Origin of the sequence: Arthrospira sp. PCC 8006, assembly GCF_046480465.1 — a bacterium.
GTDB lineage: Bacteria > Cyanobacteriota > Cyanobacteriia > Cyanobacteriales > Microcoleaceae > Limnospira > Limnospira platensis.
The window spans coordinates 1-14,979 of record NZ_PKGG01000128.1 but is presented as its reverse complement, the minus strand read 5'-3'; the positions used below and the strand labels follow the sequence as shown (position 1 = coordinate 14,979).

The 14,979-nt window shown below is 45.2% G+C and carries 14 protein-coding genes and 1 pseudogene; 6 read left to right on the top strand and 9 right to left on the bottom strand.

From position 1 onward, the window contains the following. From B9T16_RS17485 to B9T16_RS17475, 3 genes are all read right to left on the bottom strand, one after another. A partial coding sequence (locus tag B9T16_RS17485; RefSeq protein WP_410245363.1) for a tetratricopeptide repeat protein occupies positions 1-1,787 on the bottom strand: 1,787 nt, incomplete at its 3' end. A 110-nt stretch (positions 1,788-1,897) separates the two neighbouring features. Beyond that, positions 1,898-2,815: a hypothetical protein gene (locus B9T16_RS17480; RefSeq protein WP_014274226.1), complete on the bottom strand. Its 918-nt coding sequence runs from the start codon at positions 2,813-2,815 to the stop codon at positions 1,898-1,900. 242 nt (positions 2,816-3,057) lie between these two features. Beyond that, positions 3,058-4,293, bottom strand: a complete 1,236-nt coding sequence (locus B9T16_RS17475) for a DUF4336 domain-containing protein (protein ID WP_410245362.1) — start codon at positions 4,291-4,293, stop codon at positions 3,058-3,060. Positions 4,294-4,395: 102 nt separating this feature from the next. Here B9T16_RS17475 and B9T16_RS17470 point away from each other — a divergent pair, with 102 nt between their 5' ends. From B9T16_RS17470 to B9T16_RS17450, 5 genes are all read left to right on the top strand, one after another. Continuing rightward, a complete protein-coding gene (locus B9T16_RS17470) occupies positions 4,396-5,676 on the top strand; it encodes a hypothetical protein (protein WP_006617430.1) in 1,281 nt (426 codons plus the stop codon). Positions 5,677-5,705: 29 nt separating this feature from the next. Further along, positions 5,706-6,524 carry a tetratricopeptide repeat protein gene (locus tag B9T16_RS17465; protein WP_410245361.1) on the top strand — a complete coding sequence of 273 codons (819 nt, stop codon included), beginning with the start codon at positions 5,706-5,708 and terminating at the stop codon, positions 6,522-6,524. A 164-nt stretch (positions 6,525-6,688) separates the two neighbouring features. Next, complete coding sequence (locus B9T16_RS17460) at positions 6,689-7,231, top strand: cyclic nucleotide-binding domain-containing protein (RefSeq protein ID WP_006617432.1); 543 nt, start codon at positions 6,689-6,691, stop codon at positions 7,229-7,231. A 114-nt stretch (positions 7,232-7,345) separates the two neighbouring features. Next, positions 7,346-7,711 carry a ferredoxin thioredoxin reductase catalytic beta subunit gene (locus B9T16_RS17455; protein WP_006617433.1) on the top strand — a complete coding sequence of 122 codons (366 nt, stop codon included), beginning with the start codon at positions 7,346-7,348 and terminating at the stop codon, positions 7,709-7,711. Positions 7,712-7,850: 139 nt separating this feature from the next. Further along, positions 7,851-8,258, top strand: coding sequence for a DUF309 domain-containing protein (locus tag B9T16_RS17450; protein WP_006617434.1), 408 nt, complete (start codon positions 7,851-7,853; stop codon positions 8,256-8,258). 107 nt (positions 8,259-8,365) lie between these two features. Here the strand turns inward: B9T16_RS17450 and B9T16_RS17445 are convergent, their stop codons facing one another. Beyond that, positions 8,366-8,677, bottom strand: coding sequence for a CZB domain-containing protein (locus B9T16_RS17445; RefSeq protein WP_410245360.1), 312 nt, complete (start codon positions 8,675-8,677; stop codon positions 8,366-8,368). A gap of 302 nt (positions 8,678-8,979) precedes the next feature. On the opposite strand from B9T16_RS17445, the gene B9T16_RS17440 reads away from it, so the two are divergent. Beyond that, entirely contained in the window at positions 8,980-10,056 is a 1,077-nt protein-coding gene (locus tag B9T16_RS17440) for a D-alanine--D-alanine ligase family protein (protein ID WP_006617436.1), read from the top strand. Positions 10,057-10,178: 122 nt separating this feature from the next. Here B9T16_RS17440 and B9T16_RS17435 read toward each other — a convergent pair whose 3' ends face one another. The 5 genes and pseudogenes from B9T16_RS17435 to B9T16_RS17415 form a co-directional block, all read right to left on the bottom strand. Further along, the gene (locus B9T16_RS17435; protein ID WP_006622850.1) at positions 10,179-10,352 is read right to left on the bottom strand and encodes a hypothetical protein; all 174 of its coding nucleotides are present in this window, start codon (positions 10,350-10,352) and stop codon (positions 10,179-10,181) included. 204 nt (positions 10,353-10,556) lie between these two features. Beyond that, the gene (locus B9T16_RS17430; RefSeq protein ID WP_410245359.1) at positions 10,557-12,275 is read right to left on the bottom strand and encodes a GUN4 domain-containing protein; all 1,719 of its coding nucleotides are present in this window, start codon (positions 12,273-12,275) and stop codon (positions 10,557-10,559) included. 81 nt (positions 12,276-12,356) lie between these two features. Further along, positions 12,357-13,637 carry an ABC transporter substrate-binding protein gene (locus tag B9T16_RS17425; protein WP_410245358.1) on the bottom strand — a complete coding sequence of 427 codons (1,281 nt, stop codon included), beginning with the start codon at positions 13,635-13,637 and terminating at the stop codon, positions 12,357-12,359. A gap of 22 nt (positions 13,638-13,659) precedes the next feature. Then, positions 13,660-14,334 (bottom strand): lecithin retinol acyltransferase family protein, encoded by a 675-nt coding sequence (locus B9T16_RS17420; protein WP_410245357.1) that lies wholly within the window; start codon positions 14,332-14,334, stop codon positions 13,660-13,662. Positions 14,335-14,878: 544 nt separating this feature from the next. After that, positions 14,879-14,968: pseudogene (locus B9T16_RS17415) on the bottom strand (HNH endonuclease); the annotation flags it as partial. Between the last annotated feature and the right edge of the window lie 11 nt (positions 14,969-14,979).

Sequence of the window (14,979 nt, the reverse complement as noted above, 5' to 3'; positions counted from 1 at the left end):
AAGGCGCTGCGGGTGCGTACTTGTAGGGCATTTTCGTAGCGGCGAATCGCCTCCTCGATATTGTCGGCTCGCTCTCCCCGGATGCGGTAATTGTAGGCAGTCGCCAAGTTATTTTGAGTATCTGCCCAATCGGCGCCTTGGGTGCGGACCTCTAAGGCGGCTTGGTAGCGGCGAATTGCCTTCTCAATATTATTAGCTCGCTCTCCCCGGATGCGGTAATAGTAGGCATTCCCCAAGTTATTTTGAGTATCTGCCCAATCTTCGGGAAAGGCGGTGGGGGTGTAGACTTCTAAGGCGGCTTGGTAGCAGCGAATYGCCTCCTCAATATTGTTGGCTCGCTCTCCCCGGATGCGGTCCTTGTAGGCATTCCCCAAGTTATTTTGAGTCATTGCCCATTTTTCAGGAAAGGCGGTGGGGGTGTAGACTTCTAAGGCGGCTTCGTAGCGGCGAATTGCCTCCTCAATATTGTTGGCTCGCTCTCCCCGGATGCGGTAATAGTAGGCATTCCCCAAGCCAATTTGAGTMTTTGCCCAATCTTCGGGAAAGGCGCTGCGGGTGCGGACTTCTAAGGCGGATTGGTAGTGGCGAATCGCCTCCTCGATATTGTCGACTCGCTCTCCCCGGATGCGGTAATAGTAGGCATTCCCCAAGTTATTTTGAGTATCTGCCCAATCTTCGGGAAAGGCSCTGCGGGTGCGGACTTYTAGGGCATTTTCGTAGCAGCGAATCGCCTCCTCGATATTGTCGGCTCGCTCTCCCCGGATGCGGTAATWGTAGGCAKTCCCCAAGTTATTTTGAGTATTTGCCCAATCTTCGGGAAAGGCGCTGCGGGTGCGGACTTCTAAGGCATCTTTGTAGCAGCGAATCGCCTCCTCGATATTGTCGGCTCGCTCTCCCCGGATGCGGTTACGGTAGGCAATCCCCAAGTTATTTTGAGTCCTTGCCCATTGTTCGGGAAAGGCGATGCGGGTGTAGACTTCTAAGGCGGATTGGTAGCAGCGAATCGCCTCCTCCATATTGCTGGCTCGCTCTCCCCGGATGCGGTAATGGTAGGTAACTCCCAAGTTCATTTGAGTATTTGCCCAATCTTCGGGAAAGGCGATGCGGGTGTAGACTTCTAAGGCGGATTGGTAGCGGCGAATCGCCTCCTCCATATTGCTGGCTCGCTCTCCCCGGATGCGGTCAGAGTAGGCAATCCCCAAGTTCATTTGAGTCATTGCCCAATCTTCGGGAAAGGCGATGCGGGTGTAGACTTCTAAGGCGGCTTCGTAGCAGCGAATCGCCTCCTCCATATTGCTGGCTCGCTCTCCCCGGATGCGGTCAGAGTAGGCATTCCCCAAGTTATTTTGAGTCGTTGCCCAATCTTCGGGAAAGGCGCTGCGGGTGCGGACTTCTAAGGCTGCTTTGTAGGCAAGAATGGCAATTTCCAGATTATTGGCTCGACTGCCTAATGGGAAATCACTAATATCATCGGCAAAATTATAAAGGTTTCGGGCTAGGTCCTGATTTTTCTCAATATCATCGGGGTCGAGTTGGGAGTGAAACCATTGGCGGAGGGTTTCGGCAAAATCGAGGTCGAGTTGGTCTTGGTATTTTTGGAAAATGGTATAGACGGCTTTCCCGCTTAATCCCCTTTTTTTGGCTTTCAGGATTTCTAACCAAATCGCTAAATACTCAGGGGATATCGCCTCAACGGTCGGGTTAGAGGTTCCCGGAGTCGGGGAAGTGAATAAAGGGGTGTTGAGAAACCGCCATAGATTTTGCCATCTCTCACGCCAACTCGACATGGTTCCGCCTCCGGTGAGTCTTGGTTCGGTGGTGTCGGTTCAGTGAAGCCTCGCGCCACCGCACCTTGATTGTACCCCACCCCGCGACTCTTTGAACACCCCCACCAGGTTCACAAGTCACCGGAAAACCGAGCCAAAAGCTCCTCCCGTGATAACTGCCAAATCAACTGTGCTTGCTCCAAGGGGGGAACTTGAATTAACCCCTCGATAATCTCAGCTAATTCTGCATCCACCGCACCAAATTTAACTTGTAACATACTTTCAAGGAGCGATCGCTGTCCTTGTTGGATACCTTGTTGGACTCCTTGCTGGATACCTTCTTGCTTAACAGTTTGTAAGCGTTGTAAATACAGGGGTGATAGTTCCATAATTAACTCCCTCTCTTCTGGGGCTAAATTTTGCCGCGCTTCTAGCATCGCGCGCAGGTTATACAGTAATTCTAGCGTGGTTTCTCGGGTGGGATTATCTGCCGGTAGTTGATACAGTTCTTGTAAGGCTTGTTTTTGGACTTTCCCCTTCCCTAAAATCCGCAACCATAGGGTTTCTGGTGTCGGCGGTAGTTGGTGGATGACTATAATAGCGCTTTTTAGTCCCTTGGGGAGAAAGTACACCCCACTCATCCAGTTTTCCAGGTCTACCGTAACGCCAAAATCTGCTAGAATGGCGGGGGAGGCGGTGGGGGTCAGAATCCACAACTGGGGTAATTGTGCGGGAGTGAGCCGTCTTTTTTCCCGGGTGGCTTGCCGTTCCAATTCCGCTATCAGGTCTAGGAGCTTCACCAGACAACTGCGAATTTCTCTGGGTTTAACCGCATTGCTAAAGGGTTCAAAAATCGCACTGGTGGTGGCTAATCTTCCCAATAAGCCTAGGTGACTAGCCTCGCCGATGTTTTCGGGGTGGGGGGTGAAAAATATGTCAATTTCTCGCCGTTCTGAAGCCATGGTTTTACTGGTTTCAGTTTGACCTAATTGCATCAACAGTTCCTGGATATATTGTTTGGTGAATTGGTCGTAGATAAATCGGGTCATTTATAGGTGTTTTCGAGGTCTCTCATTGTTCATTATACTCTGGTCTGGTGTGCTGCGGTCTCCCTGACTCTGAAAAACCGGCTTTCTTGCATCAACTCCCTTCTCCGCCACAGTAATATATTTAGGTCAGATGTGGCGATCGCCTTTGAGTTATGGGTATTTTTCGGGATGCAAATGCCGATGATATTTCACAAACTATTATATCATAGTTCGTGATTATTAGGGTTACCTATTCGATAAATTTACGGCATTTTCGCTGATGCTGGGGGGGGAGTAATTCCCCATTGGTTTAGGCGTTTATCTATATTTTGGAGGATGGTAAAATCTCCCGCTGGGAGGGGGTGCTTTGAACTGCCTAAATAACCTTGTGGCGGCGCTTCCTGGGGTTCTAGGAAGCTGAAAGCCTCCCGAAATGCTTGGGGGGTGGCTGTGATGGGTGCGTCAAAATGGCAGGGAATAATCCGGTTAAAATTCCACTCGCAAACACGATCCGCCCAGGCGAGGGTTACTTGTGGGGAGCGATTCAAGATCAGGGTTTGCAGAATGGGAGCCACTAATATATTGCCGTCTCCTCGCAGGGTGTTAAAGGCTTCTTCCCAGCCCGATCGCCACTGGAAGGGAAATAAACCAAAATAGGCTTTTCGAGAGCGATCGCTGGCTTTTAAAGCGTCACTGAGAGCTTGTTTTAATGGCAGTGGGTCTAATGTATCTGGTTGGAAATACAGGGAAAATAGGGTAATTCGCTGCCATCCTTTTTGGCGGGTGGTCGGGTGATCTGCCACGGTTTGAAAGGCATTATCTCGCGCGTGGAATAGGAGAGGATACGGCTCGAGTTGCACTATGGCGGGGGGTTGTTCGGGAATGGAAATTATGGTATCTGTGAGTAATAAGGTTTGCGATCGCCAATGGAAAAAGGCGACTTCCCCAAAGGTTCCTAACCCTAGATTAATCGGACCTAAAATGGCATAACTAAACTCACGAGAAAAGGGAGTTTCCGAACAATCTGCTGGTAAAATATGGGTACGTTTGGCCGGTAAACCTAACCAACTCAAGGGTAACTTTAACGGATAACTCCATTGCTCTGGAGCCACAAAAACCTGGGCTTTGGGAAATTTCCGCGCAAAGGGACCGACAAAAACTTTATGCTCGAGACCGGAGGTGGTGGGGAGGATAATATAGCGCACCTCTCCATATTCAGCCACTAACTCATTCACCAGTCTAACACATTCAGGAGTAGGAGCCACAGGAGCATAAACTAATAATCCCCCCATATCCAACCGAATGACGGTCATGCGAATGGGAACCACCACATAGAGAATACCTTGGATCTGCTCAAAAGTCCAAATGCGATCGCTAACCACTTCTCGGCGAATGGTGCGACGCTGACTAAATGGGTAAAGGGGGACTAAGGGCCACCATGGCCAACGCCAGTCTGAGGAGTGACTGAGGGGGTTAGGGTGAGCAGGTTGACTTTCCACTGGTCTTAAAGTTCATAGCACTTATTAGAGGTTATCAGAAACCTGGTTGAGAGGCGAAAATTAGATAATACTTAATCATGATAACTAAGCGATCGCCAAGCCATGTCCACAGCCGCCGATATCCTTATCCTCTCCAACGGACCAGGAGAATTAACTACCTGGGTGCGACCAGTCCTAGAAGCTATTAGATCTCAAAATAGCGATCGCCATAAAGATCTGAGAATTTCCCTAATTCTATCACCCTGTCCTCACGCTACCGGCAAGGAAGTAGAAATCGGGCGATCGCTTTTAGGAATTAACCGGGTTCAGGGTTCCCAACATTTCTGGAAATTTTTACTGTTAGGAAAAACTGCCCAAAATTGGGATTGGCGAGAAAAGGGTTTAGTATTATTTTTAGGCGGCGACCAAGCCTTTACCCCCATCATTGCCCGCCGCCTCGGATATCAAAGTATAGTTTACGGAGAATGGGATATCCGTTGGTGGCGGTGGGTTGACCAATTTGCGGTCATGAAACCGGAAATCATTAGCCGTATACCTGACTTATACGCCTCAAAATGCACTGTTATAGGGGACTTGATGGCTGATGTGACTTCCTCCCCCACCCCGGAGGAAATCAAGCCTTACTCGCTGCTACAGCCACCTCTGACGGAACTTATTGCTCTGCTTCCGGGCTCGAAAATGGCTAAACTGGCTCAGGGTGTACCCTTGACTTTGGCGATCGCCGAATATATCCACCAGCGCCGCCCTCAAACTCAATTTATCATTCCTGTGGCTCCCACGGTGGAAGTCTCCACTATTGCACAACTGGCTAACCCTGAATATAATCCCGTGGTTAATTATTTCCCTGGTGTAGCCGCCGATCTCCAACAGATAGGTGATCAATTCATGCTACAAACTAAAACCGGGTTACAGGTCTATCTGTATACTCCCCACCCCGCTTATTCCTTGCTTTCCCGCTGCTGTTTCGCTGTGACTACGGTGGGGGCTAATACTGCTCAATTGGGTGCTTTAGCTATACCTATGGCGGTTTTACTTCCGAGTTATCAACTTGATGCTATGCGATCGTGGGATGGTATCCCGGGAATTTTAGCAAATTTGCCTGGTGTTGGTGGCCTCATGGCTAGGGGAATTAATAGCGCCGCACTATGGTATATACAGCGCACTGGTAAGTTATTGGCTTGGCCGAATATTTGGGCGGGGTCAGAAATAGTCCCGGAATTTTCGGGAAGGCTAAGGCCAGAATTTATTGGCGATCGCATCTTGGAATATTTGCAAAACCCCCACCGTCTCGAAACTATTAGCGATCGCTTGCGACAGGTCCGGGGACAACCTGGAGCCGCTCAAAAATTGGCTAATATGGTAGTTGAAATGTTCGAGAGTTGATTAATTATTATCTATTGTAGGAGGTTCAGATGGGATATGCTATTGATGTTAGCCAGGATAATTTTCAGGCGGAAGTTATTGATAAATCCTGGGAAACTTTAGTGATGGTGGATTTTTTTGCCACCTGGTGCGGCCCTTGTCAAATCATGAAACCAATACTAGAGCGACTGACGGGGGAATACGATTTTATCTTAGCCAAGGTCGATGTAGATCGCAATCCAGAATTAGCCAGTCAATATCGCATTGAGGGGGTTCCTGATGTCCGCATAATTACCAAAGGAGAGGTTAAACCTGGTTTTGTCGGTGCGATATCAGAACTTCAACTGCGGCAAATATTGGCAGGATTTAACCTGAAATCATACTTGGAAAATGGATTAGAAGCTATTGATAATGCTACCAATTCCGGCAATCTGAAACAAGCCAAAGATTTGTTTGATTTTTTGTTTGAAAAATATCCCAATCATCCCGAACTAATTATTAAAGCTGCTCAGTTTCTGATTTCCGTTAATCAAATTGAAGCCGCCCAAAAAATGTTGGCAACTATTAGACCCGATAACCAAGAGTTTTATGCTAAAGCCCGTGCGGTGGAAAAATTGATCGAATTTCGAGCCGCTGCTGAAAACCCTGGAGAAACCGAAATCGAACAGCTTTATGCTCAAGCCTGTCAGCATATCATTAATGAGGAATATGAGGCGGGTCTTTCATTATTTCTAAAGATTGTCGGCATTAGTCGTAAATATCGCGAAGATGGCGCTAGAAAGGCTATGGTGGCAGTGTTTGACCTCCTCGGCACAGACCATCCACTTATCCCTCAGTATCGTAAGCAGCTTATGCTACAATTGTATTAAGCCATCGGTAGGCTATCGATAGGCTATCAACAGTTAAGGAAATTAGGGTGCCAGACAACAGCCAAATAGTGAGGAGTAGTAATTAATTAATTGATTCACGGGTGAGGTGATAACTGGTTATTCAGCTATCCTAAAATTGTTAATAATTACCTTCGTGATGACCTATGAATAAAACACTAGCTATTTTGGGAGAATTAAGCGATCGTGACCTGGACTGGATTATTGCTAATGGTCAGCAACAGCAACTTGAGTCTGGCATGGTTTTAATTACAGAAGGTCAGCTAATTGAAGCTCTTTATATCGTTCTTGATGGTACATTGGTGGCATCAGTAGCCGCCTTGGGAAATCGAGAAGTGGCTACACTGGGTATAGGAGAAGTTATCGGAGAAATGTCTTTTGTTGATGGTCGTATGCCTTCAGCAACAGTTACCGCCAAAGAACCTTGTTTAGTCTTATCGGTTCCTCGTGAAAAATTATCAGAAAAATTGGAGTGGGATGCTTTGTTTTCTCTGAGATTTTATCGAGCAGTAAGTAAGTTTTTGTCCTATCGTCTCCGAAATACTGTGACCCAGTTTGGTCAACAAAAACCCTTAGCTTCGGAAACTAATAGTTCTACCACAGAAATTGAGCAATCTCTCGATGAGGACGGATATCGGTTTCGGGAAATTATACAACGTCTGCGAGGTGAATATGTAGTGCCAACCTAAACGGGATGCCTAAGACCAATGGGGAATTTTGGCGATCGCCCTAGGTAGAATTTGAACAAGATCCGGTTTTGGGTTAAAATATTAAAAGCGGATTTAGTCAAGAGTGCTTCCATAATGACAGAGCAGATCAACGAAAAACTCTCCACTCCCAAAAGCCTAGAGGCGATGAAACGATTCGCCGAACAGTATGCTAAACGAACTGGAACCTATTTTTGTGCTGAACCCTCAGTGACAGCGGTAGTAATTGAAGGACTTGCCAAGCATAAGGATGATTTAGGTTCCCCCCTATGTCCCTGCCGCCACTATGAAGATAAAGAGGCAGAGGTCAAAGATGCTTTCTGGAATTGTCCTTGCATCCCCATGCGGGAACGCAAAGAGTGCCATTGTATGCTTTTCTTAACCCCAGATAATGATTTTGCCGGAGATCAGCAAACCATTGAGATGGAAGTGTTAGAAGAAGCCAGAAAAAGCATGGTTTGAGCTACCATATCACCAGTAACTAGGGAACAGGTAAAAGTTATTTTACCCCCCTCTAACTCCCTCTAACTCCCCCTTATTCACAGGGGGATTATATTATTTATGTAATGTCGCGGGTTGTGCTATAGGTAAGGATAAGACAATGGTTAAAGATATTCCTCCTGAGTTTTGGCAAGGAATTAATGAGTTTAATCAAAGGGAATTTTACGCCTGCCATGATACTTTAGAAGCTATCTGGATGGAAGCCGGAGAACCTGAAAAGCGGTTTTATCAAGGCATTTTACAAATTGCTGTTTCTCTGTATCATCTCAGTAATGATAATTGGCAAGGAGCAGTTATTTTGATGGGGGAAGGAATTTCTCGCCTGGGTTACTATCAGCCGAGTTATTTTGATATTAATGTCGATAAATTAGTGACGGAAACGGCGACCCTATTAAAGGCTTTGCAAGAATCAGGCAAGGAAAATGTGCAGGATTTTAGAGAAGGTTTGGAAAACCATAAAACTGGGATTTTGCCAACCATTGAAATTTTAGATACTACGTCTTTATAGGTTGAGCGTAATGGATTAAAAAAAACTTGGAAAACCGAAAATATATATCCCTTACCTATTCTTCATTGGGACAGTCAAATGCTGGCGCTTAGTCTGCTAAAGCTAACTTATCTTAAAGCTGCAACTTTTTTCTCCAGACGTTCCAACAAAGTGATAATTTGTTGGGAAAGAGGTTCGATTTTGTGAACTTCCTGGTAAGCTGATTCCACTTTACCCAGACATTTTAGGGTAATGCTATTTTTAGCGACCTGGTGAAGTTGACGGTGAACTTTTTCTAAGGACCTGATTTCCGGGCAATTGCCATATTCAGATAATCCTTTACCATAAAGCCACTTTCCCAGATAACAATCATTGTGGGAAAGCAAGCTGACATCAGGAAAAGTCTGTTCACTATCAGAGAGAAACCGACGGAATTTCATCTGTCAGAGGGTGTGTTGGGCTTTAACTAGGGACAAGTTAATCATTTTACTTGGGTTCCTTAACTAACAGGTTTTATTATAGCTTAACGATTCTATTTTAGGGAAAATTACTTAATGTTTTGTCATATCAAATAAGCCCCCAATATGATAGGATGGTTGTGGTGAATCAATCATCACAAGCGAACTAATATGACAATGGACGGTATGTCATCTACGGTTACATAAGAAAATATCCCGCCATTAGCTTGGATTTTTCCAGAGATTGTGTCAAAGTTAATCGGGAAATTAGGTTGTAAGGTAATATGACAAAACTCCGGGTTGGACTGTTGTTTGGTGGATGTTCGGGAGAGCATGAGGTTTCCATTACCTCGGCTAAGGCGATCGCCAATGCACTCTCTATAGACCCAAACCCCAGTAAATATGAGGTAGTCCCCATATATATAGAAAAAAATGGGGTGTGGCATAGAGGGACGGAGGCGGAAGCGGTTTTAGAGTCGGGTCAACCCCTAACAGTGACAGGGGAAGTGATACCAAGCGATCGCATTCCTAACCCCGCCACTGTCAAGGATATAGACCTTTGGTTTCCAATTCTCCACGGTCCCAATGGTGAGGATGGCACAGTTCAGGGTATGTTAACCTTAATGCAAGTGCCTTATGTGGGTTCGGGGGTTCTCGGTTCTGCGGTTGGTATGGATAAAATCGCCATGAAAATGGCTTTTTCTCAGGCGGGAATTCCGCAAGTGCGTTATCAAGCAGTGCGGCGTAGTCAAGTATGGTCTAACCCCTGTATTTTCCCGAAATTATGCGATGACCTTGATGCGGCTTTGGGTTATCCCTGCTTTGTGAAACCTGCTAATTTGGGGTCCTCTGTTGGCATTTCCAAAGTGCGATCGCGTCAGGAACTCGAAACCGCTTTAGATGCTGCGGCTACCTATGATCGGCGAATTATTGTAGAAGCGGGAGTCGAAGCCAGAGAACTAGAATGTGCTGTTTTAGGCAATGATTATCCGAAAGCGTCGGTGGTGGGAGAAATTAGCTATAATAGCGATTTCTATGACTACGAAACTAAGTATACTGATGGCAAAGCTAATCTGATGATTCCAGCGCCTATTGATACAGCGATCGCTTCTAAAGTCCGAGATATGGCGATCGAAGCCTTCCTCGCTGTCGATGCTGCTGGACTAGCGCGGGTGGATTTCTTCTATATCGAAAAAACCGGAGAAGTCTTGCTGAATGAAATCAACACCCTCCCCGGTTTTACAGCTTTAAGTATGTATCCGCAACTGTGGTCAGCCACAGGAGTCAGCTTTCCCGAATTGGTAAATCAACTCATTGAATTAGCCCTAGAAAGGCATACCCAAGCCGCTGAAGCCCCCTAATTCACTGCCCAAATACCCGATAAATCTGCCTTTAAAGACCTGGTAGGGTTGTAATGATCCCCCCCCTTAGCTGGGGGGTTAGTGGGCGTTAAATCGCCGGATTCACGGCGGAAAATAGCAATTTAGCTTAACCCTAGCCAAGCTAGTAGTCCCTGTTTGGTGAAATATTCGATCGCCAAAGTAATCACAAATCCAATCATCGCCGCGCGACCATTGAGGCGTTCCGAATAGGAGTTAAACCCAAATTTTGGTTCTTGTAAGTTGGGGGTTGTAGTTGGTTGAGGGGTTTCTGTCATTAGATGTTGAGTCCTGAGAGTATCACATTCAATTATAATACAATAATTTGTGTCTCGGTGACAGAGAACAGACCAACATAGAGGGAGAGGATAGAATAACCCATCAATAGATAGTCATTATTAGGATGATTAGATTTAACTATATCCCATCAGGTTATTCAACAAAAATTGGGAGCAAACCGCACCCCAGCCTAGCCTAGCCAATTAAATTAACCCACAGTCTTTTAGTCGTTGGCTGATGATTTCCAAATGTAGCCACCACTTACCTCCATTCATCACCCAAAGGCGGGTGGGAAGGTGTCCTCTGGGAAGATTAAAATTATAGCGAAAACCCAGTGAGGGGTCGTGTCCGATAGACTTTAGCCAACCGACGCGATCGCAAAATTTCCCATAGTCTGACCCTTCCTGTAGATAAATTTGGGCTTGAATACTAAACCCAAAGCGATGATTACTATACTTAACCCATAAGTTATCTAAGATGGTTAAATCCTCACAAGGTAACTTGTTCAAATCACTATAATGTAAGTAGGGTCGTCCGCCTTTACCTAACGCGCGACATAACATAATCCAGGTTTCTCGGTCAGCTTTTCGCCATCTATGGGTCGCTAATAATTTCTGTAACTCTCCATAGTCTCCACCCCTCTCGGAAGCCAAATATTCATCATCTGGGGGTTGAGTTAAGGCGGGTATGATTCGCCCTAACATTGCCTGAAAATTACCCTTTAAATTGTCAGTTAAATTCGCGGGTTCCGATGATGGGGGGGAGGTTTTATGCTTCCTAGTTTTTGAGGCTTKATGGGCGGTTTTAGGTGGGGACTGAGGTTTGAGAACTTTCTGGGTGGGAGGGGAGGTCTTGGGGGGTGATGTGGAGATAGCCGCTAACACTTCCGCCGCCGAATTATAGCGCTTTAGGATTTGATTATTGACTAATTTATCAAGGACTTTTCCTAATTTATCGCTAACCATACGTTCGGGGGATAAAAAATCGCGCCAAACCCATTTTTCGAGGACGGTATCATATAAATTCCAGGGGGAAACTCCGGTAAGTAAATATAAACAAGTTGCGCCTAAACTATATAAATCACTAGCTGGAAATACTCGCCCGCGAGTTTGTTCTGGTGCCATAAATTCGGGACTACCGATAATAGTTCCTGTGCGACTAATGGTGGTGGCTGTTAGTAACTTAGCCACGCCAAAATCAATTAATACTATCAGACCCTTTTCGATTATTTGAGATTCCGAATTTCTCGATTTTACTGATGGTCGAGGGGGTGGCTGCGGTAATGGTCGAGGGCGATCGCGAATTGACTTTGAGGATAAATTACCTATCGCTGCACTGGTGCTAGTTTCCCCTATGGTATCTGGGTTATTAAAAGCTATAGGAGAGGGTGGTAAAGGGTGTCTAAGACGGCGACGGATGAGGTTGGCTGGCTTGATGTCTCGGTGAATAATATCGCGATCGTGAATGAATTTAAGCACTGGTAATAAATCCCGTAATATCTGCCAAATTTTGGGTTCATCAAATAATCCATCTTCTTCCAATTCTTGTAATAAGGTTTTCCCCGGAATATACTCTTGAACTAATAGCAAAAGTTGATGTTCTTCAAAATAAGCTAATAGCCGTGGAATTTGAGGATGTTCCCCCAAACAATCTAAGCGCACCGCCTCTTGATTAAATAACTTGACTGCATGATTATAGCTGGCATTTTTTTCGGGAAAATCAAACTCCTTAATCACACAAGAAGGATGGGATGGCCTGCTTTCATCTCTCGCTAAAAAAGTTCGACCAAATCCCCCTTGTCCAAGGGCTTGTATGGGGCGATAACGGTTGTGTAGCAACAGGGAAAAACCACAACTCTGACAATATTTCTCCTGGTCAGAATTTTGAGGTTGTAAACATTTGGGGTTAATACAATAACTCATGTTTTAGGAGATATTAACAGCATTTTTAGATCAGGCAATTTATTCAAATTTTGGGCGGGACGGGAAAATCTAGGCTGTCGATTATAACGCAAGTCTAAGGCGGTTTTGAGAGGCTTTCAGGGCGGACTGGGGGGGTTCTCCTAATAGTGTAGCCTCGATCGCCCTACCCAAATTTTCGGAAAGGCGACTATATCCGGGAATATTCGGACGAGATACCGCCCAATTCATCTGCTGTAAAAAGACATTTAAAGCCGGTTGTTTAGCAACATATTCTTGATAACGGGGGTCAAGGCGAGTTGTTAAATTAATCGGCAAATATCCGGTTCCTAAACTCCACTCGGTTTGAAATTCCGATCCGACTACATATTCGAGAAACTCTAAGGCGGCTTTTTCTCGGTCTGGGGTGGTTTTCATCACAAACAAATTTTCACCCCCAACTACCGCCGCCTGTTGATTTTCCGCCGGAATAGGAAACACTCCATAATCAATACCAATTTGGTCGAGATAACCTAAAGTCCACGGTCCGGTAATTTGCATGGCTACCCTACCAGAAATAAAGTTATCCTGCTCATAACCTCTTTCGGGTGCGGAGAGAATTGCGGAACCATCTTTTATCAAGTTTGACCAAAATTCTAAGGCGGCGATCGCCCCAGGATTAACTAAATTGGCTTCACCATTTCTCACCAATTCCCCACCCGCACTATACATAAATGGTAGCCAGGTAAACACCGTCCACTCCCCTTTTCCTAGGGGTAAGACTATCCCATACTTCTCCCCGGCTGTTGTTAATTTGGTGGCGGTTTCTCGGAACTCTGACCAAGTGGAAGGTATGGTCTCAATTCCGGCGGCTGCAAATAAACTCGGACGATAAAAAATGGCTGTATTATTAGTAGCCATAGGTACAGACCAAATCTGATTTTCTAATTCCATCCCTGTCCATAAAGCCGGATCAATTTCTGCCTTTACCGGGGAGTTATTTAACCAATCTTGAATCGGTTTAATGGCATCTAATTCTACCAGTTGACCTGTAATAATTGGTGTATACCATAAAATATCTGGCGGCGCATTTCCGACTACTGCGGTTAAGATTTTCGGCATTTGTTGATCCGGTTGACCAATATATAGCGCTTCTACCTGAATATGGGGATGGTCTTGATTAAAGCGATCGACCAACTTTTGGAAAACATCCCGGTTGGGTGGGGGATTAATTCCATGCCACAAAGTTAGGTTAATCACTCCCTCTGTTGTCGGGGGTTGAAATTGACAACCACCCACTAATATACATAAACCTAAAATTAGGAGAATTTTACTCCACCATTTGAACGGGCTACTTTTACGGTGATTATCTGGAGATTTTGCCATAGTTTTATGCCTCGTTTTTGGGCTACAGTTGGGTTTGTTGTTGTACTAAATCTTCAGTCAGAGTTGCTAGTTTTTTTAAGTCCGCTTCTAATTCCCGCGCCCTTTGTTTATAGGTTTGTTTACGTTTTAGTGCCTCCCTGGCTAGGTCTTCCCGGTTTTGCTTCATGGCGTTAATTGCTACTTGATGCCAGGATTTCATTTCGGCTAAGGCTTCTTGATATTGGGGTTGAATATCATTCCACGCGGTTCTAATATCGGTTAAGGCATTATTAATTAACTGCGGTAAATTATCGTTGGGCGCTGTTCGTAAGGCTTTGGCGATCGGGTCGTTTAAACTATCAACATTTATATGGTTGATAACTGGAATAAAATCACGAATTTGTCGGCTATCACTCACTCCGGTTACACACCAGGTGGCAAAATGTTCACAGTTATTAAATAGTAGATTATATTTGCGTTCCCCTAGCCGACTTTCTCCCCTTTGTATGGTGGTCTCGGGAATATAGCGGACTGGATAACTGCGAATATAAACTGGTTTACCTTTGCTAAAAGTTCTCAAGGATGTTCGTTCAATGGTTTCGCTGGGTTTGCGGTAATGGATAACTGTCCCGTCTCCACAGTCAATACCGTGATGTTCGTAGACTCCATCCATATTCAGAAATTCCCGGTAAACATAAATCTGATCTCCTCGCGCCATATAACCCCCCTAACAAACCATTATCGTTAATAGTTTGACATAATTTAGTTGAGTTGGCATAAGGGTGTCGCATTATACCACTAATAGTGAAAATAGTCAACTGCGATCGCCTCATTTACTGGGGGATTTCCTCAACAATATACTATCAGGGAGGTGATTTAGATTCGAGGGTTAACCGTAAAGACTTGGTTAACAAGATTATACCATTAAATAAATCTTTAGTTTTGACAGGGAATCATTGTTATATAATGGGAGGAAAGGCTTTTGACATTATACTTAAACTTTTGAACAGGTCAAGGGCTGAATACGCCCATTGACAAACCATCAAAGGGCGCGAGTCCCTCAGTGAATTGATGAGGTAAGCCAGTCGGGTAATTTTGGCCAGTCCATAGAGTTTTTTGGTATATAGGCAATCGCCATAATTGGGCTGCACAAAGCTAAATTAGGGTTCGAGATAGACCTCACGGTCTACCCCTCCCATTCAGCAGCAGAACCGTACATGAGACTTTCACCTCATACGGCTCCTAGTTTGACCGTCTCCTTGTTAAGAGTACAGCAACATCTCTTCATCAAGAGCTGTTTTATCATCGTGACAATGGCGATGTAATAATTGAAGATTCTTGTATTCATCCTTTCAGCCTTGGC

What these genes read in the sequence shown, in the direction of transcription:
- B9T16_RS17480 (WP_014274226.1), bottom strand. Translation starts at nt 2,815, where the DNA reads ATGACCCGATTTATCTACGACCAATTCACCAAACAATATATCCAGGAA.
- B9T16_RS17440 (WP_006617436.1), top strand. Translation starts at nt 8,980, where the DNA reads ATGACAAAACTCCGGGTTGGACTGTTGTTTGGTGGATGTTCGGGAGAG.
- B9T16_RS17425 (WP_410245358.1), bottom strand. Translation starts at nt 13,637, where the DNA reads ATGGCAAAATCTCCAGATAATCACCGTAAAAGTAGCCCGTTCAAATGG.
- B9T16_RS17465 (WP_410245361.1), top strand. Translation starts at nt 5,706, where the DNA reads ATGGGATATGCTATTGATGTTAGCCAGGATAATTTTCAGGCGGAAGTT.
- B9T16_RS17455 (WP_006617433.1), top strand. Translation starts at nt 7,346, where the DNA reads ATGACAGAGCAGATCAACGAAAAACTCTCCACTCCCAAAAGCCTAGAG.
- B9T16_RS17420 (WP_410245357.1), bottom strand. Translation starts at nt 14,334, where the DNA reads ATGGCGCGAGGAGATCAGATTTATGTTTACCGGGAATTTCTGAATATG.
- B9T16_RS17435 (WP_006622850.1), bottom strand. Translation starts at nt 10,352, where the DNA reads ATGACAGAAACCCCTCAACCAACTACAACCCCCAACTTACAAGAACCA.
- B9T16_RS17470 (WP_006617430.1), top strand. Translation starts at nt 4,396, where the DNA reads ATGTCCACAGCCGCCGATATCCTTATCCTCTCCAACGGACCAGGAGAA.
- B9T16_RS17460 (WP_006617432.1), top strand. Translation starts at nt 6,689, where the DNA reads ATGAATAAAACACTAGCTATTTTGGGAGAATTAAGCGATCGTGACCTG.
- B9T16_RS17445 (WP_410245360.1), bottom strand. Translation starts at nt 8,677, where the DNA reads ATGAAATTCCGTCGGTTTCTCTCTGATAGTGAACAGACTTTTCCTGAT.
- B9T16_RS17450 (WP_006617434.1), top strand. Translation starts at nt 7,851, where the DNA reads ATGGTTAAAGATATTCCTCCTGAGTTTTGGCAAGGAATTAATGAGTTT.